Source organism: Nocardia sp. NPDC059180 (genome assembly GCF_042754945.1).
In the GTDB taxonomy this organism is placed as follows: Bacteria; Actinomycetota; Actinomycetes; order Mycobacteriales; family Mycobacteriaceae; genus Nocardia.
Genome location: NZ_JBHZBU010000012.1, coordinates 62,705 through 85,202, shown reverse-complemented (window position 1 = coordinate 85,202; position 22,498 = coordinate 62,705). Strand labels below are relative to the sequence as shown.

Sequence of the window (22,498 nt, the reverse complement as noted above, 5' to 3'; positions counted from 1 at the left end):
GGCCGCGTGTTGGTTGGTGCCCCCGGGTTTGCCCCCCCATCGCCGCTTCCGGATTTATATTTGGTCCACCCCTTGCGTTTTTTCCCCCCGGGGGGCCCCCCCCACGGGGCGGCCACCACGCCTGCGTGGAACCTCACGCCCGCAGTGAACTCAGCACTTCGGGCAGATCCTCGCTGTGCAGCACGGTGAGCCGCTGCGTGGCGCGGGTGAGCGCCACATACAGATCGTTGAGCCCGCGCGGTGATTCGGCGATGATCTGCTGCGGTTCCACCAGATACACCGCGTCGAATTCCAGACCTTTCACCTCGTGCACCGTCAGCACGCGCACCGACTCGGCCGCGAGATCGGCGAGTTCGGTCGCCGATGCGTGCGGCACGATCACCGCTGTAGTGCCCGGCCCCCGTTCGCCCGCGACCAGTCCGGCCAGCGCGGCGCGCAGTGCCGCCGCATCGCATCGAAGCGCCCGCGGCGGATGCCCGGATTCCCGGACCGAGCGCGGCACCTGCGCCTGCGGATCGATGGCGGCCAGCACTTCACCCGCCGCTGCCATGATCTCGGCGGGCGTGCGGTAGTTGACGGTGAGTTCGGTCAGCTTCCAGCGTTTGGCCACATACGGTTCCAGCATCGACTGCCACGTCGAGGCGCCCGCCGGATCACCGGTCTGTGCGACGTCACCCACGACGGTGATCCAGCGATTCGGGATCCGCCGCATCACCATGCGCCACGCCATCTCCGATAGTTCCTGCGCCTCGTCGACGATGACGTGCCCGTAGGTCCAGGTGCGATCGCCTGCCGCGCGTTCGGCGGTGGTCTGGCGGGTGCGCACCTGCTGACGTTCGGCCAGCTGGCTCGCATCGATCAGGTCGTAGGCCATGAGGATCTCGGGATCGAGTTCGTCTTCGAGATCCTGTGGCGCGGAACCGGTGAGGATGTCGAGGGCGTCCTGGGCCTCGGCCAGCTGGGCGCGCCAGCGGCGACGAGCGCGTTCACGTTCCTCGGCGTCGTCGATGCCGAGCAGTTCGGCCAGCTCGTCGAGCAGCGGGGCATCGGCGGCACTGAACTCACCGTTGTCCTGGCGTAGCAGCTCGGCACGGTCGGCCGGTGCGAGTGCGCCCGCGACTCGGTCCAGGCGCGCCGGATCGGCCAGCAGATCGGCCAGCACCTGCTGCGGGGTCAGGATCGGCCACAGCGCGCTGATCGCGCGCTGGATCTGGGCGTCGGCGCGCATCTCGTCGGCGATCTCGGCGAGATCGGTGCTGCTGAGCAGGCTGCGGCCACCGCCGATCGGGTCGGCGCCCATGGTCGTGGCCAGCTGATCGACGAGCGCATCGATCACCGAGGACGCGAAGATCGGGCGGGCCAGATTGTGCGGGCGCCGCGACGAGCGGGCCCGGCCCCTGGCCCGGGTGACGATCTTGCGGTCCAGTGTCAGCCGATACCCGTCGAAGCTGAGCGCGATCGGCTCCGACGGCACCTCCTGCCGGTCGCGCACCGCGTGCTTGAGCACTTCGAGCACGCTCAGCGAACCCTTGATCTCACCCGCGCGCAGCGAATCCTCGCGGGTGGCCTTCACACCCGGATACAGATCGCCGATGGTGGACAGCAATACGCCGGTCTCACCGAGTGAGGGCAGCACCTGCCCGATGTAGTCGAGGAATGTCGCGTTCGGCCCGATGATCAGCACGCCGGCCTTGGCCAGCTGCTGCCGATAGGTGTAGAGCAGGTACGCGGCGCGGTGCAGCGCGACAGCGGTCTTGCCGGTGCCCGGCCCGCCCTGCACGACGAGCACGCTCTTGTGCTCGGCGCGGATGATCGCGTCCTGTTCGCTCTGAATGGTCTCGACGATGTCGTTCATATGGCCGGTGCGCGCGGCGTTCAATGCCGACAGCAGGGCGCTCTCGCTGCCGACACCGCCGTCGTCCTCGCTCGCCCCGGCACGCCGGGCGATATCCAGATCGAGGTATTCATCGTTGATCGCGGTGACCCTGCGGTTACGCGAACGGATGTGGCGGCGCCGCAGCACGCCGTCGGGAGCGGCGGTGGTGGCCAGGTAGAACGGCCTGGCCAGTGGCGCGCGCCAGTCCAGCAGCAAGGGTTCGTAGTCGTTGTCCTCGTCCAGGATGCCGAGCCTGCCGATGTAGCGACGCTCGGAGTCGGCGTCGCCGTCGGTACCGTCGCCGTCGAGGTCGATCCGGCCGAAGCACAGGCCGTGCTCGGCGGCATCGTATTTGGACAGGTCCTCGGTGTAGAGCTGGGTGAACGATTCGCGTTCGCTGCGCGCCTGCGGGGTGCCGCCGGTTTCCAGCAAAACGGTGCGCAGCCGGTCGGTGGCGTATTTGCGCATGCCGTCGAGACGGTCGTAGAGGACGCTCAGGTGCGACTGTTCCCGATCGATCTCGGTGTCGGGGCTCGATTCCGGTGTGGGTTCGGCGTCCGGGATCGGGGAGCGGTGGTCCTGAGTGAGGCGGTCGGGCAAAACGAACTCCTTGTCACCCGGTGACCAGGCACCAGTGGGGCAGACGACAGCTGGGTGGAATACGCGGACGATCGGAAAACGGAATCGTCCAGTCTACTGCGCGTTCGACCCTCTCGCCGCCACGCAGGGCGGCGCGGACCGATGCGGAGGCGCGTTCAGGACGCGTGTGTGTTGTTCGGCCTGCGAGCGGCGCCGATGGTGCCCTCGCGATGGCCGGTCGGCTTGGCGCGATACATCGCCACATCCGCGTCGTGCAGCACCGCTTCCGGGGTGCGGCGGTCGCCCGGGTGCAGTGCGGTGACGCCGATCGAAGCGTTGACCTCGATGCGATGTCCACGTGCGACGATCGGTTCGGCCATGGTGCTCTGCAATCGCATCACGAGTGCGTCCAGATCGGCCTGTCTGGTGCGGCCCGACAGCAGCACCAGGAATTCGTCGCCGCCGAGCCTGCCGACGATATCGTCGCCGCGCAGAGCTCGCTGTAGTCGCTGGGCCACGATCTGCAGGACGGTGTCGCCGATGGCGTGGCCGAGGGTGTCGTTGATCGCCTTGAAACCGTCCAGATCGATGAACATCACCACCGAGACCGGCTGGTCTTCGCTGGCCGCCAGCGCACCGGCCAGCTGCGACAGGATCAGCGACCGGTTGGCCAGCCCGGTCAGCGAATCGTGGGTGGCCTGATATTCCAGGTGGCGGCGACTGGCCCGGAATTCGGTGATGTCGGCGAATGAGGACACCGCCGACGAATCCGGATCGCCAGGATTGAGCAGCCTGCTCGAACCGGACAACCAGCGGCGTTGCCCGTCGGAGCGATCGACGCCGAAGACGTAGCCGGTGATGGTTTCGCCGGTGGCGAGGGTGCGGGCCACCGGATGCCGCGAGGTCGGCATCGGCTGGGCGTTGGCATCGAGCAGCGTCAACGGCAGGTCCACGATGGTCACCCCGGTCAGATCCCCGGCGTCCTCGATGCCGAAGATTCGACGCGCCGCCGGATTGACCGATTCGATCCGGCCGTCCCGGTCGATCACGGTCACGCCCTCCTCCAGCTGGGAGACCACGGTGGTGAAGTGCTGTTCGGCCCGGCGCTGGGCGGCCTCGGCGGCGCGCTGGGCGGTGAGATCGTGGATGACGACCTGATAGGCGGCCTGGTCGTGCCAGACGGTGAGCACCGAGACGGTCTCGACCGGCACGTGGGTCCCGTCCAGCCGCGTCAGCTTCATTTCCGCCGGAGGGGAAGCGGCTCCTGCCCTGGTGAGCCGCGAGATCCGATCGAGCATTCCCGGCACCGAATCCGGATGCACGAACTGTATGAGGGGACGCCCGACCAGCTCCTCCGGACCGGATGCCGCAAGCATGCGCACCATCGCCGGATTGACGTAGACGATGGTGCCGCGTTCGTGCACGCAGATCCCGTCCGGGGTGTGTTCGACCAGAGACCGGTACCGCTGCGCCAACTGCTCGGCGGCGCTGAGCCTGTCCTCTCCCACTCGAACCCCCGATCGTCCACCGTCAGCTGGTCATTGGAGCACGGGATTATTCTGGACGCGACATGTGCGCCGTTCACATGATCGACGCGATTGCCGCGAGGTCGTTTCGGGTACTTCGCCCGGCTCGATCCGGTGATCATGACAGAACCGGTTCTTCACGACGGCGGGCCGGCGCGAACGGTCCAGAAGATCGGGCCGAGGAGCGATGCCATGTCGGAACCTGATCATCATATGTCCATCGCCGGTGTCGGTGCCGTCACCGGGTACGGATGGGGGTGTGAGGCGCTGTGGCGTGGACTGCTGAGCGGTAAGTCGGCGGCGGGTGTGCAGCCCGGATACGGGGTCGAGCGCGACGAGGCGGCATGGGTCTCGCTGGTTCCGCCCGGCGGTGATCCACAGGTGAGTACGAGCCGGTACGGGCGCGCCGTGCACGAGGCCGCGCGCGAGGCCATCACCGACGCGACCGCCCGCGGGTGGCGACCGGGGCGCACCGTCGGGCTGTTGCACGCGATCGTGCTCGGCGATGTCGGCAACTGGCGCGACTTCTACACCGTCGACGGCGGTCATCGCCGCTCGCGGAACTATCTGCGATTGCTGCCGTCCACCCCGATCTCGGTGGTGATGCAGGAGTTCGGGTTTCACGGTCCGGCGATGAACGTATCGGCGGCCTGCAGTTCGGGCAACGTCGCGTTGATCACCGCGCAAATGTGGCTCGACAGCGGTCTCGCCGACGACGTGGTGTGCGTGGCAACGGATCTGTCGGCGACACCGGACATGGTCGAGCATTTCGTCCGGCTCGGCGCCGCGGTCACCGACGCCGAACCACTACAGGCGTGCCGGCCCTTCCAGGAAGGCAGCCGCGGGTTCAGCATGGGGGAGGCCTCGGTGGGTTTTGTGCTCAGCCGCTCGGTCGCGCGTCCGTACGCCACGGTGCTCGGCGGTGCGATGACCAACGACGCCTATCACGTGGTGTCGGTGGATCCCGGACACCGGCAGATCGTCGAATGCGCGCGCCGGGCACTCGACAAGGCGGGCGTGTCGGCGCGGCAGGTGCGGTATTTCAATGCGCACGGCACCGGCACCCGCCAATGCGATATCGCCGAGCGTGCGCTGCTGGGCGAGGTATTCGACGACCGGCCCGAGGTCTACGCGATCAAACCCCTGACCGGCCACTGCCAGGGCGCCGCCGCCGCGGTGGAGATCGCGGCCGCGGCCCTCGGTTTCGACCGGGGAATCGTGCCCGCCGCGCCGATCGTCGCGGCGCCGCATCCGCAGCTGCTGGACGGGCCGGTCGCGAGTGCGGGTGGCATCACGGTGAAACTGTCGCTGGGAATGGGCGGCAACAATTCGATGGTGGTGCTGGCGCCGCCGGGCGGCTCCTAAGGCAGCGGCGCCGTCCAGGACAACCGGGTTCCGGGCAGCGTGTCCTCGGATTCGGCGCGCGCATGCCTGGCGACGGCGGCAGAGATCGTGAACCGGCCCTCGGCCTCCTCCGCGCGCTGTTCCAGATTGCGCAGCCCGCTGCGGATGACGTGATGCGGTATGCCCCAGCCGTTGTCGGTGACCACGATCGTCAGATCATCGGAGACCCCGATATCGACGGTGACGGTGTCGCCACCGGAATGGCGCACCGCATTGCTCACCGCTTCCCGCACCACGGCCTCGGCGTGATCGGCCAGCTCCGGTTCCAGCACCGACAGCGGGCCGGCGAACTGCACCGTGGCGCGGATCGTGGTGTCGGCGGTCTGCTGCCGGATGGCGTGCTCGATGCGCTGCTGCAGCCGTGCGCTGTCGGCGCCGCCGTGCAGATCGAAGATGGAGGTGCGGATCTCCTGTACGACTTCCTGGAGATCGTTGATCACCCTGGAGAGCCGATCGCGCACATCGGGGACGGTGGCGCGCGGCACCGCGCCCTGCAACGTCAATCCGATCGCGAACAGTCGCTGGATGACGTGATCGTGCAGATCACGGGCGATGCGGTCGCGATCGGCGAGGATATCGACCTCGCGCATACGCCGTTGCGCGTCGGCCAGCTGCATCGCCAGCGCCGCCTGATCGGTGAACGCGGCGGTGAGTTCGACCAGCTCGTCCGGGAACGGCGCGGCACCGGCGCGCCGCACGGTGACCAGGGTCCCGTGGGTCGCGTCCGGCGTGCATAACGGCAGGATCAGCGCCGGACCGGGGGAGGGCAGCGTGATGCCGAGATCGACCTGGCCCGCGTCGTCGAACCGCAGCGGAGTGCGCCTGCCGAATGCCTCGCCGACCGCGGTGCCCGCCAGCGGAATCGGATGCCCGGCCCGTCGCGCGTCCGGGCCGGACCAGTGCGTGATCAGCAAATCGGTGACGTCGCCCGGGCCGGCGGCGGCGAGGAAGCACAGCTGCGATCCGGTCAGCGCCCGCGCATGATCGACCACCCGTTCCAGGGCCCGGCCCGGGGTGCCGACGGCGAGGAACTCGGTGGCCACATCGCGGGTCGCTTCGATCCACTCCTGCCTGGTTCGCGCCGATTCATAGAGCCGCGCGTTGTCGACGGCGATCCCCGCCGCCGCGGCAAGCGCCTGCACCAGCACCTCGTCCTCGGCGGTGAACGGCTGTCCGCCGGCCTTCTCACACAGGTAGAGGCTGCCGAACACCTCGTCGCGGATCCGCACCGGAACCCCGAGGAAGGTCCGCATCGGTGGATGGTGCGCGGGGAAACCCACCGATGCGGGATGGGCGGTCAGATCATCGAGCCGCAGCGGCGTCGGCTGGGCGAAGACGGCGCCGAGCACGCCGTGTCCCGCGGGCAGGGGCCCGATCCGCGCCCTGGTCCGGTCGTCGATGCCCTCGGCGACGAACTGGAATACCTGCTCGCTGTGGCCGCGGACGCCGAGCGCGCCGTACTCGGCGTCGATCAGGCTGGTCGCGGTGCGGACGATGGCGCGAAGGGTGTCGTCGAGATCGAGACCGGAGGTGACCGTCAGCATGGCCTCGATCAGTCCGTCCATCCGGCCGCGCGAATCGGCCGCGACCTCCACCCGGTCGCTGACCTCGGCCAGCAGTTCGCGCAGACGCTGCTGGTAGAGCGCTCCTCGCACGGCGGGCGGACTGCTGGGTTCACTCGGCGAGCTGTCGCGCTCGACCGGTGCACCGGATTGTCCGGCCGACAGTTCGGCGCGCTCGGCCGAGGGCCCGCGGCGGTGGGCACCGGTCATCTCGGCCATATCGGCTTCCTTGTCGTATCCGCGCGACCGTGGCCCCGGTGGGATTGGTGTGACGCGGCGTTCGGTCAATGCTATTGGGGGATCAGGGACTTTCGGCCCTGTTCGTGATCTCCGCGTGATGGTGGCATATCCGCACGGCGAGAATAGAAAGCAGGGGTTTCCTATGAATTCGCTGGAGCTGTGGGCCACCGCGACCGAGCCCGACCTCGCGGTCACCACTCATGGCGCGGTACCACCGGCCGACGTGACCCGTGCGGTGCGGGCCATCGGACGGGTACTGCGCCGCCACCACCTCGACGCGGCCGCGCACGTGCGCGTCACCGCACCCGCCGACGTCGATCAGCCGACGGTCGTGCAGGCCAATATCCACTCCCGGGACACCCGGACCCGGGTGCAGGTTCCGGGACCGCGGGGTTTCGCGGTCACCTTCGCCGCCGAACGGCTCGACCGGCAGATCGCGCGCCTGAGCGCCGATCCGATGCCGCGGGTCTGGCCGGATCCGGCCAGACCGCCGCTGGCACGGGTCACCGAACAGCGGCCGATCATCCGGCGCAAGGACCACGTCCTGCTGGCGGGTACCCCCGCGCAGGCGATCGAGGTGCTCGACGCCATGGACTACGACGTACATCTGTTCACCGACGCCGAAACCGGCGAGGAGGCGGTGGTGCACTGGATCGACCCGGACGGGGTGCACATGATCCGCCAGCACACCACCGAGCCCACCGAATCCTCACCCGCGCCGATGGCGCTGACCGTCGACCCGGCGCCCGCGCCGGTGCTGGACGAAGGCGACGCCGCCACCCAGTTGTGCTGGCGCGGGTTGCCGTTCCTGTTCTTCACCGATGCCCGCACCAGACGTGGGCATCTGCTCTACCGTCGCTACGACGGCGACCTCGCGCTGGTGCGCCCGGCCCGCTGACGGCGGTCGAGTCACCGCTCGCCGAGCTTGGTGGCCAGCACCGCGGCCTGGGTGCGTCGCTCCACACCGAGCTTGGCGAGCAGGCGGGAGACGTAGTTCTTGACCGTCTTCTCCGCGAGGAACATGCGCGCGGCGATCTGCCGGTTGGTCAGACCCTCGCCGAGCAGGGTCAGCAGTTTGCGTTCCTGCTCGGTGAGACCGGCCAGCGGACCGTCGTCCTCGGTGCTGCGACGCAGTCGCGCGCGCAGGGCCGCCGCGGCCTTGGTGTCGAGCAGCGAACGGCCGGCGCCGACGTCCTTGACGGCGTCGGCGAGCTCCATTCCTTTGATGTTCTTCACCACATATCCGCTCGCCCCGGCGAGGATCGCATCGAGCATGGCCTGGTCGTCGGTGTAGGAAGTCAGGATCAGGCAGCGCAGATCGTCGAATTCGGCGAGTAGATCGCGGCACAGCTCGATGCCGTTCCCGTCGGGTAATCGCACGTCCAGCACCGCAACTCGCGGCCGTAGCGCCCGGATGCCGATCATCGCGCTCGCCACGTCACCGGCTTGGCCGACGACGGTGAGGTCCGGATCACTCTCGAGCAGGTCGATCAGACCACGGCGGACGATCTCGTGATCGTCGACCAGGAACACCTCGAGCACAGCCGCCTCCTGTTCGTTTGTCTACCCTGGTCAAGGTAGCTCGCTGATCGGTCGTGGGGGATGGCCGAAAGTCCTCTGGCGAGCCTCGACCCGCGCCCGGGAAAACTTGTCGGTGGTCCGGCTTAGCATGGCCGCCGGGGACATATCGGCATGCCAGAACCCGGAACGCGGGATATCGAAGAGAAGGGACCGACCTGGTGGCGGAACGCCTCACCGTGCGCGGAGCTCGGGAGCACAACCTCAAAGGGGTCGATCTCGATCTACCCCGCGACAGCCTCATCGTGTTCACCGGGTTGTCCGGCTCGGGCAAGTCCAGCCTGGCCTTCGACACCATCTTCGCCGAAGGTCAGCGGCGCTATGTGGAGTCGCTGTCGGCGTACGCGCGCCAATTCCTCGGGCAGATGGACAAGCCCGACGTCGACTTCATCGAGGGTTTGTCGCCCGCGGTGTCGATCGACCAGAAATCGACCAACCGCAATCCACGCTCCACCGTCGGCACCATCACCGAGGTCTACGACTACCTGCGTCTGCTCTACGCCCGCGCGGGCACCCCGCACTGCCCGGTGTGCGGTGAGTTGATCGAGAAACAGACCCCGCAGCAGATCGTCGACCAGGTGCTTGCCATGGAGCCCGGCATCAAATTCCAGGTGCTGGCCCCGGTGGTGCGCACCCGTAAGGGCGAGTTCGTCGACCTGTTCGATCAGCTCAACACCCAGGGCTACGCCCGTGTGCGGGTCGATGGTGTGGTGTATCCGCTCACCGATCCGCCGAAGCTGAAGAAGCAGGAAAAGCACGATGTCGAGGTGGTCGTCGACCGCTTGGCCGTCAAGCTCGGTTCCAAACAGCGGCTCACCGACTCCATCGAGACGGCGCTGCGGCTGGCCGACGGCATTGTCGTGCTGGATTTCGTCGACCGTGACGAACACGCACACGACCGGGAGCGCCGCTTCTCCGAACGGCTGGCCTGCCCCAACGGCCATCCGCTCGATATCGAGGATCTCGAGCCGCGCTCGTTCTCGTTCAACTCGCCCTACGGCGCCTGCCCGGACTGCGTCGGCCTCGGTATCCGCAAGGAGGTCGATCCCGAACTCGTGGTGCCCGACCCGGATCTGAGCCTGGCCGAGGGCGCCATCGCGCCGTGGTCACGCGGGCAGACCGCCGAGTACTTCACCCGCCTGCTGTCCGGTCTGGCCGGGGCCATCGGATTCTCCATGGACACGCCGTGGCGTGAGCTACCGGTGAAGGCCCGCAAGGCGGTGCTGGAGGGCAGCTCCGATCAGGTGCATGTGTCCTACACCAACCGATACGGACGCAAGCGCTCCTATTACGCCGATTTCGAGGGCGTGATGCCGTTCCTGCAGCGGCGGATGGAGAACACCGAGTCCGAGCAGATGAAGGAGCACTACGACGGGTACATGCGCGATGTGCCGTGCCCGGTCTGCAACGGCGCCCGGCTGCGTCCGGAGATCCTTGCGGTCACCATCGCCGCCGACGGCGAACACAGATCCATCGCGGAGGTGTGTGATCTGTCCATCGGCGACTGCTCGGCGTTCCTCAATACCCTCACCCTCGGCGAGCGCGAAGCCGCCATCGCCGGTCAGGTGCTCAAGGAGGTGCAGGCGCGGCTGGGCTTCCTGCTCGACGTCGGCCTGGAATACCTGACGTTGTCACGGGCCGCGGCCACCCTCTCCGGTGGCGAGGCCCAGCGCATCCGGCTGGCAACCCAGATCGGGTCCGGCCTGGTCGGCGTGCTTTACGTACTCGACGAGCCGTCGATCGGCCTGCATCAGCGCGACAACCGCAGGCTCATCGAAACCCTGACCCGGCTCAAGAAGCTCGGCAACACCCTGATCGTGGTCGAACACGACGAGGACACCATCCGCGCCTCGGACTGGGTGGTCGATATCGGCCCGCTGGCCGGTGAACACGGCGGCCGAGTGGTGCACAGCGGGCCGTATCAGGAGCTGCTCACCGATCCGAACTCGCTGACCGGTGCGTATCTGTCCGGCCGCGAGCAGATCGAGGTGCCGATGGTGCGGCGCCCGGTCAGCAAGAAGCGCCAGGTCACCGTCGTCGGGGCGAACGAGCACAATTTGCGGGGCATCGACGTCGCGTTCCCGCTCGGCGTGCTCACCTCCGTCACCGGTGTGTCCGGATCGGGTAAGTCCACCCTGGTCAACGACATCCTCGCCACGGTGCTGGCCAACCGGCTCAACGGTGCCCGCCAGGTACCGGGACGGCACACCCGGGTCAACGGGCTCGATCATCTGGACAAGCTGGTGCAGGTCGACCAGTCACCGATCGGCCGGACCCCGCGCTCCAACCCGGCCACCTACACCGGTGTGTTCGACAAGATCCGCACCCTGTTCGCGGCGACCACCGAGGCGAAAGTGCGCGGCTACCAGCCGGGCCGGTTCTCGTTCAACGTCAAGGGCGGCCGTTGTGAGGCCTGCTCCGGTGACGGCACCCTCAAGATCGAGATGAACTTCCTGCCCGACGTGTACGTCCCGTGCGAGGTGTGCCACGGCGCGCGCTACAACCGGGAAACCCTGGAGGTGCACTACAAGGGCAAGACGATCGCCGAGGTGCTGGATATGCCGATCGAGGAGGCCGCCGGCTTCTTCGAGCCGGTCACCTCGATCCACCGCTATCTCAAGACCCTCGTCGATGTCGGTCTGGGATACGTGCGGCTCGGGCAGAGTGCCCCCACGCTGTCCGGCGGTGAGGCCCAGCGCGTGAAGCTGGCCGCCGAACTGCAGAAACGCTCCACCGGGCGGACCGTCTACATTCTCGACGAGCCGACGACCGGTCTGCATTTCGAGGACATCCGCAAGCTGCTCGCCGTCATCAACGGACTGGTCGACAAGGGCAACACGGTGATCGTCATCGAGCACAACCTCGACGTCATCAAGACCTCGGACTGGGTGATCGATATGGGCCCCGAGGGTGGTTCCGGCGGCGGGACCGTCGTCGCCCAGGGCACCCCGGACGAGATCGCGGCCGTGCCGGACAGCTACACCGGGCAGTTCCTGCGCGATGTCCTCGACAAATCCGCCGCGGCCGCACCGGCGAAGCCGAAGCGGGCCACCAAACGCGTGGCGAAGAAGGCCGCGGCGGTCGGCTGACGGGCACTCGGCACCATTCCCGTGGCGGAAGATCGACATCCGGTCTTCCGCCACGGCGTGCCCTGCGCGGCAGGCGGTGGCTCGGCCGTGCCGCCCCCATGAGCCCCGATCAGCCCTTGGTGATCGTGTGAATCAGCTCGGCGAGCTCGCGCGGCTTGGACCACATGGGCCAATGCCCGGTCGGCAGGTCGACGTACTCGGCGTCGATGCGGGACAGTTCGGCGAACATCGGCATCTGGCCCTCGTCGCGCAGCTTCCCGACCACCTCGGCGGTGAAGGTATTGCAGATGACCGTCGTCGGGATCTGCAGGCGCGCGGTATCGGCGCTGAGTTGCAGGGGCGCGCCCGCGACGGCGGTCGGTTCGGAGACCGCGCGCGCCCGGAATTCGGCCAGCGCCGCGTCGTCGAGTCCGGCAAGGCTGCTGCCCTCGGCCTCCAGGTCGCGCCACTCCGGTAGCGGATACTCGCGTGCGGCCAGGTCGAGGGCGGAATTGAGCACGAAGCCGTTGGGCAGGGGAGCGCTGTCGACGTAGATCACCCTGGCGAACCGGCCGGGTGCGAGGTCGGTGGCCAGATAGGCCGAGGCGCCGCCACCCGAATGGGCCACCAGCACCGCGGGCTCGTCCGGCGCGACGGCGTCGACGATGGCCTGTGCCTGCCGCTCCAGCGTCGCCTCGAGCCGGTCGTCGTCACGTGGGTCGAGGCCGGGCAGGGTCAATGCCAGCACGTCCTCGCCTCGTCGGCGCAGCTCGTCCGCGACCTCGTCCCACGCCCATGCGCCCAACCAGAATCCGGGAACCAGAAGTATCCGTGCCATCCGGAAAGCATGGCATGTCATTGCTCGCGGCGGAATTCCCGATGCTGGTCGGTGAGATGAAATGTGTTGTGCAACACGGTAATTAGGTTACCCGGCGGTTCTTCCGGAGCTGTCCGACCGGTCGCTGCCGCCCCGCTGGGGAGCGCTCGAACGAATTTGCCGGAAATCCGCCCTAAAAGTGAAACACGCGTGTGTAGGATCGGCGGAACCGCGCCCGAGAGGCTCGAGGCGCGGCGATAGACAACCGGTCCGCCCGGCGGCGCGTCGAGTACGCGGCGCAGGCGTGCATACCGGTGAGAGCGAAAGGAATCCCCGCCATGGAAGGCGTCGACATCGGTGCCCTGATCACTCAGATCCTCGGTTTTCTGAGCAGTGGCTCGTCCCTCAACTACACCCCGGGTACGCCTGCCTGAGCGCGGATCCACCGAAAGGAACCATCAATCATGAACTCCGGAAGTGCGGGTCTCGGCGATATCTTCACCGCCATCGCCAACATGCTGAGCACCGGCTCGGCGATCTCGGTGACGCCGGGAATGTGATCGACGCGCGAAGGCCGGGTCCCGCTGATCAGCAGGACCCGGCCTTCGTGTTGTCCGCCGGTGGTTGCCACCGGCCCGTCGGCTCTCAGTACACCGGGCCTGTGTATTTCTCACCCGGACCCTTGCCCGGCTCGTCCGGATGCGCCGACGATTCCCGGAACGCCTTCTGCAGCGACTGCAGCCCTTCGCGGATCGGTCCGGCATGCGGGCCGAGATACTCCACCGATGCCGTCACCAGGCCGGCCAGCGCGGTGATGACCCGCCGCGCCTCGTCCAGATCGCGCCTGCTGCTGGTCTCCGGATCCTCATCGGCCAGACCCAGCTTCTCCGCCGCCGAACTCATCAACATCACCGCGGCGCGGCTGATCACCTCCACCGCGGGAATATCGGCCAGTTCACGCACAGAGCTGTCGGGCTGTTCAGTCATGCCCACCAGGCTAGAACCCGCGTCGCAGGCGCCCTCACCCCGCCGCCCGCATCAGCCGTAGCTGCCCGATCTCGGCGAGAATCGGGCACGGGTGGACCGCGGCATGCGGCACCCGCATGAGCAACCGGATTTCGCCCACGTGGGCGGGCTCGTCGACCCGATTCGGTTCCGCGCGATGCGGCTGCTACGCTGTTCTGCGACGACCGCCCTGGGTGGTGTGTGTTCCGGGAACGGGACATGCACCACAATGCCCGGGGCAGATAAGTGGAGCCCGACTCCCACCGTTGCCGACGAGTATTCGTACGGGACAACGGTCCGGTCGCTCGCCTCCTGAGGCGGGTTCTCGCATCGAGTTCAGCTGGATGCGGGTCGCAGGCGTCACTACCTGCGGTGATCGGTCGACCTCGGGCCCTGGAGCGGTGAAATACCGCGACGGGGCCTTTGTGTTGAACAAGGGGTTGCAGTTATTGCTTGCGGTCGTCCGACGACACCGCTTGACCTAGGAGGCCCCATCAGCACTGAGACCCGCATCAACGATCGCATCCGCGTTCCCGAAGTCCGCCTCATCGGACCCGGCGGTGAACAGGTTGGGATCGTGCGTGTTGAAGATGCACTACGCGTCGCTCTCGAAGCCGACCTCGACCTGGTCGAGGTGGCCCCGGATGCCAGACCACCGGTCTGCAAGATCATGGACTACGGCAAGTTCAAATACGAGACCGCGCAGAAAGCGCGCGAGTCCCGTAAGAACCAGGTCCAGACCGTCATCAAGGAGCAGAAGCTCCGCCCCAAGATCGACGACCACGACTACGAGACCAAGAAGCGCAACGTCGTTCGCTTCCTCGAAGCCGGGTCCAAGGTCAAGGTCACGATCATGTTCCGGGGTCGTGAACAGTCCAGGCCCGAGCTCGGTTTCCGGTTGCTGCAGCGACTGGCCTCCGACGTCGCGGAGTTGGGTTTCGTCGAGACCTCGGCCAAGCAGGACGGCCGGAACATGACCATGGTCCTCGCTCCGCACAAGGGCGCGAAGACGCGCGCCAAGGCGCAGCAGGACTCGGCCGCCCCCGCCCGGCCACAGCCGAGCGCCCCGGCCCAGCCGAGCGCCCCGGCGCAAGCGGAGCAGGCCGAGCAGGCCGGCCCGCAGTAATACCGATCAGAACGTCGGCGGTCCACGCGCGACCGCGGGCACGAGACAGATTGAGGAATCCATGCCGAAGATGAAGAGCCACAGCGGCGCCTCGAAGCGATTCAAGGTGTCCGGCAAGGGCAAGCTGCTGCGTCAGCAGGCGAACCGTCGTCACTTGCTCGAGCACAAGCCCACCCGCCGCACTCGTCGTCTGGACGGCACCGAGGTCGTCGCGCCCGCCGACGTCCGTCGCGTGAAGAAGCTGCTCGGTATCTGATACCCGCCGCAGTAGGCACGCTCGCGCTCCGCATACGGACGCCGACTACCTGACCACACCCGGGCGCCGCACGCGCCCCCCGATCGAACAGGACTGACCAGTGGCACGCGTCAAAAGGGCCGTCAACGCTCAGAAGAAGCGCCGTTCCATCCTCGAGGCTTCCAAGGGCTACCGCGGCCAGCGCTCGCGGCTGTACCGCAAGGCCAAGGAACAGCAGCTGCACTCGCTCACCTACGCCTACCGGGACCGCCGGGCGCGCAAGGGTGATTTCCGCAAGCTGTGGATCGCCCGCATCAACGCCGCGGCGCGCCTCAACGACATCACCTACAACCGCTTCATCCAGGGCCTGAAGGCCGCTGGTGTCGAGGTCGACCGCAAGAACCTCGCCGAGCTCGCCGTCTCCGACGCCGAGGCCTTCGCCGGTCTCGTCGCGATCGCCAAGGCCGCGCTGCCGCAGGACGTCAACGCCCCGGCCGCCTGAGCCGGGTGCCGTGACTCGCGGACATCTTTCGGAACGACCCGTGGACGCGCTCTCCGAGCGCAATCCGCGGGTCGTTTCCGCTGTCAAGCTGCATCGCGCGCCACATCGGCGCAAGGCCGGGCAGTTCCTGGCCGAAGGCGCCAACTCGGTCACCGCGGCACTCGAGACCGGGCGGGTGCGTGAGCTGTTCTACTCGGCCGCAGGCGCGACCCGTGAGCACGAACTCGTCGCCGGTGCCGCGGCCGAAGGGGTGCGCACCACACTGGTGAGCGACCGTGCGGCGCAGGCGCTGGGGGAGACCGTGACGCCGCCGGGACTGGTCGCGGTCTGCGATCTGCTCGACGTGGCGCCGGCCGCGATCCTGGACGCCGCGCCGCGGATCCTGGCCGTACCGGTCGAGATGGCCGACCCCGGCAATGCGGGCACTCTCATCCGGGTCGTCGATGCCGTCGGCGGTGACGGAGTGATCCTGGCAGGAGACTCCGTCGACCCACATAACGGTAAAACCGTCCGCGCCGCCGCGGGCAGTATGTTCCATGTGCCGATCGCCCGCAGCCGCGACATCGGCGCAACCTTGGATGACATCACTGCGGCCGGCGTGACGATCCTGGCTACCGCCGCCGACGGCGAGGTCGACCTCGACGACGCCGACGAGCTGTTCACCGGCCCGGTCGCCTGGCTGTTCGGCAACGAAGCCCACGGCCTGGACCCGGCCGTTGCCGCGCGCGCCGACCACCGTGTGCGCATCCCCATCCGCGGCCGCGCCGAAAGCCTCAACCTGGCGACCGCCGCGTCGATCTGTTTGTACGCGAACTCGCGGGTGCGCTTTCGCGGTCGGTGACCGAGGGCAGATGCCCCGCAACGTGCTCGCGGTCGATCCCCACGCGCGGCACGGCGTCGCCGCACACAGCGTTGTCGAATTCACGCCGATGCTGCTCACGGCCGGTCCAGAGCAGCTGCGGAGCTGAACGATCTCAGTCCCCGAACTTCTCCAGATCGCCGAGGATCTCCGCCGCCCACGGCGCCGGTACCGCGTTCGGGCCTGCGACCTGCATCGACGTCATGACCGTGAGCAGCATGCCGGTGGACATGAAACGGCGGACCTCGGTCGGGGTCGCACCGGTGAGCTCGCGGGCCAGGTCGTAGATCTGGCCGAAGCGGGCGCGGGTCTGTTCGCCGATCACCGGGTCGGCGCTGGCGGCGAATCCGTGCAGCAGTAGCTGCAGGAGTTCACGTTCGGCCAGGAAAACGCTGTAGCCGTGGCCCAGTGTCACCGCCGTCGGGTTCGGATCGGTGGCCGCCGCCTCGCGGAACACCGCCTCGATCCGATCGCACACCCGGTTCAGCGCGGCGAGGAACAGCTGCTGCTTGGTGCCGAACAGCCGGATCACATACGGCTGCGAGACGCCGGCGCGACGGGCGATGTCATCGGTTTTCGTTGCCGCGTAACCAGTTTCGGCGAAAGCCTGCACTGCCGCCGCCAACACTTGCTCGCCACGCTCGGTTGCGGTCATTCGCGTCTTGCCCGTCACGGATGCTCCTGTTTCGTCTCGGCGCCGCTGCCGTTGACATGTTATCAGTCAATGCATACTCTTCTGGGCATTAGTTATCAGTCGATTACAACAAGGGCTGGACATGACCGAGACACTCACCGCGGCACCCGCCGCGCCACAATCGACCACCACCCGCGCACCGGGCAGCCGGCCGCTGGCCGCAGTGCTCGCCGCCGTCGGCATTCCGATGTTCATGGTCACGCTGGACAACCTCGTGGTGACCAACGCGCTACCGGTCATCCGCACCGAACTAGGCGCCTCGCTCACCGATCTGCAATGGTTCGTCAACGCCTACACGCTGTCGTTCGCCTCGCTGTTGCTCACGGCGTCCGCGCTCGGTGACCGGCTCGGCCGCCGTCGGGTCTTCCTAGCAGGTATCGCGCTGTTCACTGTGGCGTCGGCGGCCTGCGCGCTGGCCACCGAACCGTGGATGCTGATCGCCGCGCGGGCGGTGCAGGGCTTCGGCGGCGCGGCGGTCATGCCACTGTCGTTGACCCTGTTGTCCACTGCGGTACCCGAACGGATGCGCAACGCCGCCATCGGGATCTGGGGCGGGATCTCCGGCATGGGGATCGCGGTCGGCCCGGTAGTCGGCGGCGCGGTGGTCGACGGATTCAGCTGGCAGTGGATCTTCTGGCTGAATGTGCCGATCGGCATCCTGGCGCTGCCGTTCGCCGCCCGCATGCTCGGCGAATCATTCGGTGGTGGCCGCCGCCTCGATCTGCTGGGACTGCTGCTGTCGGCAGGCGGGGTACTGGCGATCGTGTGGGGCGTCATGCACGGTGCGGAGGACGGATGGACCTCCGGCCCGGTACTGGCGGCGCTGCTCGGCGGTGTGGTTGTGCTGGCCGCGCTGATCGGCTGGGAACTGCACACACCGAATCCGATGCTGCCCCTGCGACTGTTCCGTTCCAGGGCATTCCGGGTCAGCAACGCCACCAGCTTCACCTTCGCCGTCGGTGTCTTCGGCTCGATCTTCCTGATCTCGCAGTACTTCCAGGTGGTGCAGGGTTACAGCCCGCTCGAATCCGGTCTGCGCACCCTGCCGTGGACGGCCGCGCCCATGGTGGTGGCACCGCTGGCCGGGCTGGTCGTCAACCGGGTCGGTGCCCGCGCCGTGTTGTCGACCGGACAGGCGATGCTGGCCGCCTCGCTGGTCTGGATGGCGGTGGTGAGCACCGTCGACGCCGGATACAGCTCATTCATCGGTGCCATGCTGCTCGGCGGCATCGGTATGGGACTCACCTTCGCCCCAGGTGCCACCGTGGTCATGGCCAGCGCCGCACCCGAAGACCGGGCCATGGCCTCCGGCACCAACAACACGCTGCGTGAGGTGGGTGTCGCCATGGGCATCGCCGTCCTCGCCTCGGTCTTCGCCTCCTACGGCTCCTACACCGATCCGCAGAGCTACGTCGACGGGCTCGTCCCCGCAGTCTGGGTCGGCGCCGCCATCGTCGCGGTAGGAGCGGTGGTGTCCCTGCGACTGCCGCGCAAGATCGAGCCGGTCGGCGAAGCACCCGTCGCTGTCTGACTCCGACGCACACTCGCCCGGTGGTCTGCGACGGCCACCGGGCGGACGTGCCGATAGACGGAGCCGGTAGCGGGTCTGCCGCACCACATACGTTGTCGCGGCGGGGTGCGGCGACCAGCGCTCGAGCTGCGCTAGCACAGGACACGCGGCCGGGACGGGGTAATCCGGATGAATCGACCGACGCGCATCGCATACGATTCGACCAGCAGCAATGTGGGTAAGGAATGGTCCGCACCCGGAGAACCGACCCCCAGGGGAGAGACGAACGATCGTGGGCGACGACAAGAGTGCAGTCGAGCAGAACGCCTCGCTGACCGAGGAGGCATTGGCCGCGGCCGCGGCGGCGGCCGAGAAGGCGTTCGCGGCGGCCGCCGATCTGGATGCGCTCGCGGTCGCCAAGACCGAGCACATCGGCGGCAAGTCACCCATCGCGCTGGCCCAGCGCGGCCTCGGTGCGCTGCCGAAGACCGACAAGGCCGACGCCGGTAAGCGGGTCAATGTGGCCCGCACTCGGGTGTCGGAGGCCTTCGAGGCGCGGCGCGCGGCACTGCTCGCCGAACGCGATGCCGCGGTGCTGGTCGCCGAGAGCATCGATGTCACCCTGCCCGCGCGCCGTCAGCCTGCCGGTGCCCGGCATCCGATCAGCGTCATTTCCGATCAGGTCGCCGACGTGTTCGTCGCGATGGGCTGGGAGGTCGCCGAGGGCCCCGAGGTGGAGACCGAACACTTCAACTTCGACGCGCTCAACTTCCTGCCCGACCATCCGGCGCGCACCATGCAGGACACCTTCCATATCGCGCCGGAGGGTTCGCGGCAGGTGCTGCGTACCCACACCTCGCCGGTGCAGGTGCGCTCGATGCTGGAACGCGAACTGCCGATCTACGTCGTGTGCCCGGGACGGACATTCCGCACCGATGAGCTCGACGCCACCCACACCCCGGTCTTCTCCCAGGTCGAGGGATTGGCAGTGGACAAGGGCCTGACCATGGCACACCTGCGCGGCACCCTGGACGCGTTCGCGCGCGCCCTGTTCGGCCCGGAGACGCGAACCCGTATGCGCCCCAACTACTTCCCCTTCACCGAACCCTCCGCCGAGGTCGACGTGTGGTTCCCGGACAAGAAGGGCGGCGCGGGCTGGGTCGAATGGGGCGGCTGCGGCATGGTCAACCCCAAGGTGCTCATCGCCAGCGGTATCGACCCCGAGGTGTACAGCGGTTTCGCGTTCGGCATGGGCCTGGAGCGGACTCTGCAGTTCCGCAACGGTATTCCGGATATGCGCGACATCGTCGAGGGTGACGTGCGTTTCACGCTGCCCTTCGGTATCCGGTCCTGACCACCTTCGATCGAGAGAGCGAAACCTCAAGTGCGAGTAGCGCAGTCCTGGCTGACCGACATCATCGCGCGCACCGCCCCCGAGTGGTCGGTGACGCCCGAGGAACTCGACGCCGGATTCGTCCGGGTCGGGCTCGAGGTCGAGGAGGTCGACACGCTGGAGCGGGTCGGCGGTGAGATCGACAAGCCGCTGGTGGTGGGCCGGGTCCTGGAGATCACCGAGCTGACCGAGTTCAAAAAGCCGATCCGCTTCTGCAAGGTCGACGTCGGCAACCCCGAACCACAGGAAATCGTCTGCGGTGCAAGCAACTTCGCGGTCGGCGATCTGGTGGTCGTCGTGCTGCCCGGCGGAGTGCTTCCCGGTGGTTTCGCGATCGCCTCGCGCAAGACCTACGGTCATGTCTCCCACGGCATGATCTGCTCGGTCGCCGAACTCGGTATCGGCAAGGACCACTCCGGCATTCTGGTGCTCGAGCCCGGGACCGCCGAGCCCGGCGCCGACGCCAACGAGCTGCTCGGCCTCGACGACACCGTCATCGAACTCAACATCACCCCGGACCGCGGCTACTGCTTCTCGGTACGCGGACTGGCCCGTGAGCTGGCCTGTGGCTTCGATCTCGAATACGCCGATCCCGCAGTGCGCACACTGCCCGATGACGAGGCCGACGCCTGGCCGGTGCGGCTCGAGCCCGCCTCGCAGTGCACCCGCTTCGCGGTGCGCCGGGTCACCGGCATCGACCCGAATGCCGTGAGCCCGTGGTGGCTGCAGCGCAGGCTGCTGCTGTCGGGGGTGCGGCCGATCTCGCCCGCGGTCGACGTCACCAACTACGTGATGCTCGAACTCGGCCAGCCACTGCACGCCTTCGACGCCGCCAAGCTGAGCGGCGGCCTGGTGGTGCGCCCGGCGAACGCGGGGGAGACCCTGCGCACCCTCGACGACGCCGAGCGCGTGCTCGACGCCGAAGACGTGGTGATCGCCGACGATTCCGGCGTGGTCTCCCTCGCCGGTGTGATGGGCGGCGCCAGTACCGAAGTCTCCGCGCAGAGCACCGATATCGTGCTCGAGGCCGCCACCTGGAACCCGCTGCTGGTCTACCGGACCGCGCGCAGGCACAAGCTGGTGTCGGAGGCGAGCAAGCGTTACGAGCGCGTGGTCGATCCGGAGATCAACGTCGCCGCGCTCGACCGCGCCGCTACGCTGCTCGCCGAAATCGCCGGTGGCACGATCGAATCCGCGCTCACCGACCTCCGGGTGGCGCTGCCCGCGACCGAGCCGATCCGGATGGACATCGACCTGGCCGATCGGGTCGCCGGCGTGACCTACCCGACCGGCACCTCCGCGCGCAGGCTGGCCCAGATCGGTTGCACCGTCGAGGTCGACGTCCCCGAGACCGGGCACGGACAGCTCGTGGTCACCCCGCCGAGCTGGCGGCCGGATCTGGCCCAGCCCGCCGACCTGGTGGAGGAGGTGCTGCGACTGGAGGGGCTCGAGCAGATCCCGTCGGTGTTGCCTGCCGCACCCGCCGGACGCGGGCTCACTCCCACCCAGCGGCGTCGTCGTGCGGTGAGCCGGGCGCTGGCCTTCGCCGGCTGTGCCGAGGTACCGCCGCCGGTGTTCCTGCCCGCGGGCGTCTTCGACACCTGGGGCCTGGACGCCGACGACCCGCGCCGCACCACCACCCGGGTCCTCAACCCGCTCGACGTCGAGCGGCCGGAGCTGGCTACCACGCTGCTGCCCGGTTTGCTCGAGGTCGCCGGGCGCAATATCTCCCGTGGCGCGAAGGACCTGGCCATCTACGGCATCGCGCAGGTCGTGCTACCGGGGCCGGATACCCGCGCCGTCGAACCGCTGCCGGTCGACCGGCGCCCCACCGCCGACGAGGTGGCCGAGCTGCTGGCCTCGCTGCCCGAGCAGCCGGTCCACGTCGCCGCCGTGCTGAGTGGACGCCGTGAGCCGCGCGGACCGTGGGGCGATGGCCGCCCGGCCGAGGCCGCCGACGCGTTCGCCCTGGCCGATGCCGTCGCCGACGCGTCGGGTGTGGTCATCGAGCGCCGGGCGGGTGCCTACCTGCCGTGGCATCCGGGTCGCTGCGCCGAACTGGTCGTCGAGGGTGTCGTGGTCGGCCACGCCGGTGAACTGCATCCGGCGGTGCTGGAGCGTTCCGGGCTGCCGCCGCGCACCTGTGCCGTCGAGCTGAATCTGGATGCGCTGCCGTTGCGGGAGGATCGCCCGGTGCCGGTGGTCTCGCCGTTCCCCGCGGTGCTGCAGGACGTCTCGGTCAGTGTCGAGAAGACTATTGCCGCAGCGCAGGTGGAGTCCGCGCTGCGTACCGGTGGTGGCGAGCTGCTCGAGGACATTGCGCTGTTCGACGTCTACGAAGGCGCCCAGGCCGGTGAGGGGCGCAAGTCCCTGACCTACGCGCTGCGTTTCCGCGCGCCGGATCGCACGCTGACCGAGGACGAGGCGAGTGCCGCCCGCGATGCGGCCGTAGCTGCGGCCGCCGACGCCGTCGGCGCGCTGTTGCGCGGCTGATCCGCGCTGGGGACCGCACCGAGGCCCGCAC

General features: G+C 68.3%; 17 protein-coding genes. 10 read left to right on the top strand and 7 right to left on the bottom strand.

Annotation, left to right across the window (positions count from 1 at the left end; translation table 11 throughout):
* Nucleotides 1-133: 133 nt before the first annotated feature.
* Entirely contained in the window at nt 134-2,476 is a 2,343-nt protein-coding gene (locus tag ACFXNW_RS28650) for a HelD family protein (protein ID WP_379420920.1), read from the bottom strand.
* Nucleotides 2,477-2,631: 155 nt separating this feature from the next.
* Nucleotides 2,632-3,963: a diguanylate cyclase domain-containing protein gene (locus ACFXNW_RS28645; RefSeq protein ID WP_379420919.1), complete on the bottom strand. Its 1,332-nt coding sequence runs from the start codon at nt 3,961-3,963 to the stop codon at nt 2,632-2,634.
* 210 nt (nt 3,964-4,173) lie between these two features.
* Between ACFXNW_RS28645 and ACFXNW_RS28640 the strand changes: the two genes are divergently transcribed.
* Nucleotides 4,174-5,346 carry a beta-ketoacyl synthase N-terminal-like domain-containing protein gene (locus ACFXNW_RS28640; RefSeq protein ID WP_379420918.1) on the top strand — a complete coding sequence of 391 codons (1,173 nt, stop codon included), beginning with the start codon at nt 4,174-4,176 and terminating at the stop codon, nt 5,344-5,346.
* On the opposite strand, the gene ACFXNW_RS28635 is transcribed toward ACFXNW_RS28640, so the two are convergent.
* Nucleotides 5,343-7,157 (bottom strand): GAF domain-containing sensor histidine kinase, encoded by a 1,815-nt coding sequence (locus tag ACFXNW_RS28635; RefSeq protein ID WP_379421028.1) that lies wholly within the window; start codon nt 7,155-7,157, stop codon nt 5,343-5,345. The genes ACFXNW_RS28640 and ACFXNW_RS28635 overlap by 4 nt on opposite strands.
* Nucleotides 7,158-7,329: 172 nt before the next feature.
* Between ACFXNW_RS28635 and ACFXNW_RS28630 the strand changes: the two genes are divergently transcribed.
* Nucleotides 7,330-8,085 carry a sigma 54 modulation/S30EA ribosomal C-terminal domain-containing protein gene (locus ACFXNW_RS28630; protein ID WP_379420917.1) on the top strand — a complete coding sequence of 252 codons (756 nt, stop codon included), beginning with the start codon at nt 7,330-7,332 and terminating at the stop codon, nt 8,083-8,085.
* An 11-nt stretch (nt 8,086-8,096) separates the two neighbouring features.
* Here the strand turns inward: ACFXNW_RS28630 and ACFXNW_RS28625 are convergent, their stop codons facing one another.
* Nucleotides 8,097-8,729, bottom strand: coding sequence for a response regulator (locus tag ACFXNW_RS28625; RefSeq protein ID WP_379420916.1), 633 nt, complete (start codon nt 8,727-8,729; stop codon nt 8,097-8,099).
* A 197-nt stretch (nt 8,730-8,926) separates the two neighbouring features.
* Between ACFXNW_RS28625 and uvrA the strand changes: the two genes are divergently transcribed.
* Nucleotides 8,927-11,854 (top strand): excinuclease ABC subunit UvrA, encoded by a 2,928-nt coding sequence (gene uvrA / locus ACFXNW_RS28620; protein ID WP_379420915.1) that lies wholly within the window; start codon nt 8,927-8,929, stop codon nt 11,852-11,854.
* Nucleotides 11,855-11,963: 109 nt separating this feature from the next.
* Here uvrA and ACFXNW_RS28615 read toward each other — a convergent pair whose 3' ends face one another.
* Both ACFXNW_RS28615 and ACFXNW_RS28610 read right to left on the bottom strand, forming a co-directional pair.
* On the bottom strand, nt 11,964-12,671 hold the full coding sequence (locus tag ACFXNW_RS28615; RefSeq protein WP_379420914.1) for an alpha/beta fold hydrolase: 708 nt from the start codon (nt 12,669-12,671) through the stop codon (nt 11,964-11,966).
* Nucleotides 12,672-13,295: 624 nt separating this feature from the next.
* Entirely contained in the window at nt 13,296-13,637 is a 342-nt protein-coding gene (locus ACFXNW_RS28610; protein ID WP_048833249.1) for a DUF1844 domain-containing protein, read from the bottom strand.
* Between the two features lie 466 nt (nt 13,638-14,103).
* Here ACFXNW_RS28610 and infC point away from each other — a divergent pair, with 466 nt between their 5' ends.
* From infC to ACFXNW_RS28590, 4 genes are all read left to right on the top strand, one after another.
* On the top strand, nt 14,104-14,781 hold the full coding sequence (gene infC / locus ACFXNW_RS28605; RefSeq protein ID WP_379421027.1) for a translation initiation factor IF-3: 678 nt from the start codon (nt 14,104-14,106) through the stop codon (nt 14,779-14,781).
* 61 nt (nt 14,782-14,842) lie between these two features.
* Complete coding sequence (rpmI, locus tag ACFXNW_RS28600; protein WP_163825742.1) at nt 14,843-15,037, top strand: 50S ribosomal protein L35; 195 nt, start codon at nt 14,843-14,845, stop codon at nt 15,035-15,037.
* A gap of 100 nt (nt 15,038-15,137) precedes the next feature.
* Nucleotides 15,138-15,518, top strand: a complete 381-nt coding sequence (gene rplT / locus ACFXNW_RS28595; protein WP_011208447.1) for a 50S ribosomal protein L20 — start codon at nt 15,138-15,140, stop codon at nt 15,516-15,518.
* A 40-nt stretch (nt 15,519-15,558) separates the two neighbouring features.
* Complete coding sequence (locus tag ACFXNW_RS28590; RefSeq protein ID WP_379420913.1) at nt 15,559-16,359, top strand: TrmH family RNA methyltransferase; 801 nt, start codon at nt 15,559-15,561, stop codon at nt 16,357-16,359.
* Nucleotides 16,360-16,492: 133 nt separating this feature from the next.
* Here the strand turns inward: ACFXNW_RS28590 and ACFXNW_RS28585 are convergent, their stop codons facing one another.
* The gene (locus tag ACFXNW_RS28585) at nt 16,493-17,050 is read right to left on the bottom strand and encodes a TetR/AcrR family transcriptional regulator (RefSeq protein WP_379420912.1); all 558 of its coding nucleotides are present in this window, start codon (nt 17,048-17,050) and stop codon (nt 16,493-16,495) included.
* 103 nt (nt 17,051-17,153) lie between these two features.
* Between ACFXNW_RS28585 and ACFXNW_RS28580 the strand changes: the two genes are divergently transcribed.
* The 3 genes from ACFXNW_RS28580 to pheT all read left to right on the top strand — a co-directional run bounded on the left by ACFXNW_RS28580 (nt 17,154) and on the right by pheT (nt 22,467).
* On the top strand, nt 17,154-18,602 hold the full coding sequence (locus ACFXNW_RS28580) for an MFS transporter (protein WP_379420911.1): 1,449 nt from the start codon (nt 17,154-17,156) through the stop codon (nt 18,600-18,602).
* Nucleotides 18,603-18,873: 271 nt separating this feature from the next.
* A complete protein-coding gene (gene pheS, locus ACFXNW_RS28575) occupies nt 18,874-19,935 on the top strand; it encodes a phenylalanine--tRNA ligase subunit alpha (protein ID WP_379420910.1) in 1,062 nt (353 codons plus the stop codon).
* Between the two features lie 30 nt (nt 19,936-19,965).
* On the top strand, nt 19,966-22,467 hold the full coding sequence (pheT, locus tag ACFXNW_RS28570; protein ID WP_379420909.1) for a phenylalanine--tRNA ligase subunit beta: 2,502 nt from the start codon (nt 19,966-19,968) through the stop codon (nt 22,465-22,467).
* Nucleotides 22,468-22,498: the final 31 nt, after the last annotated feature.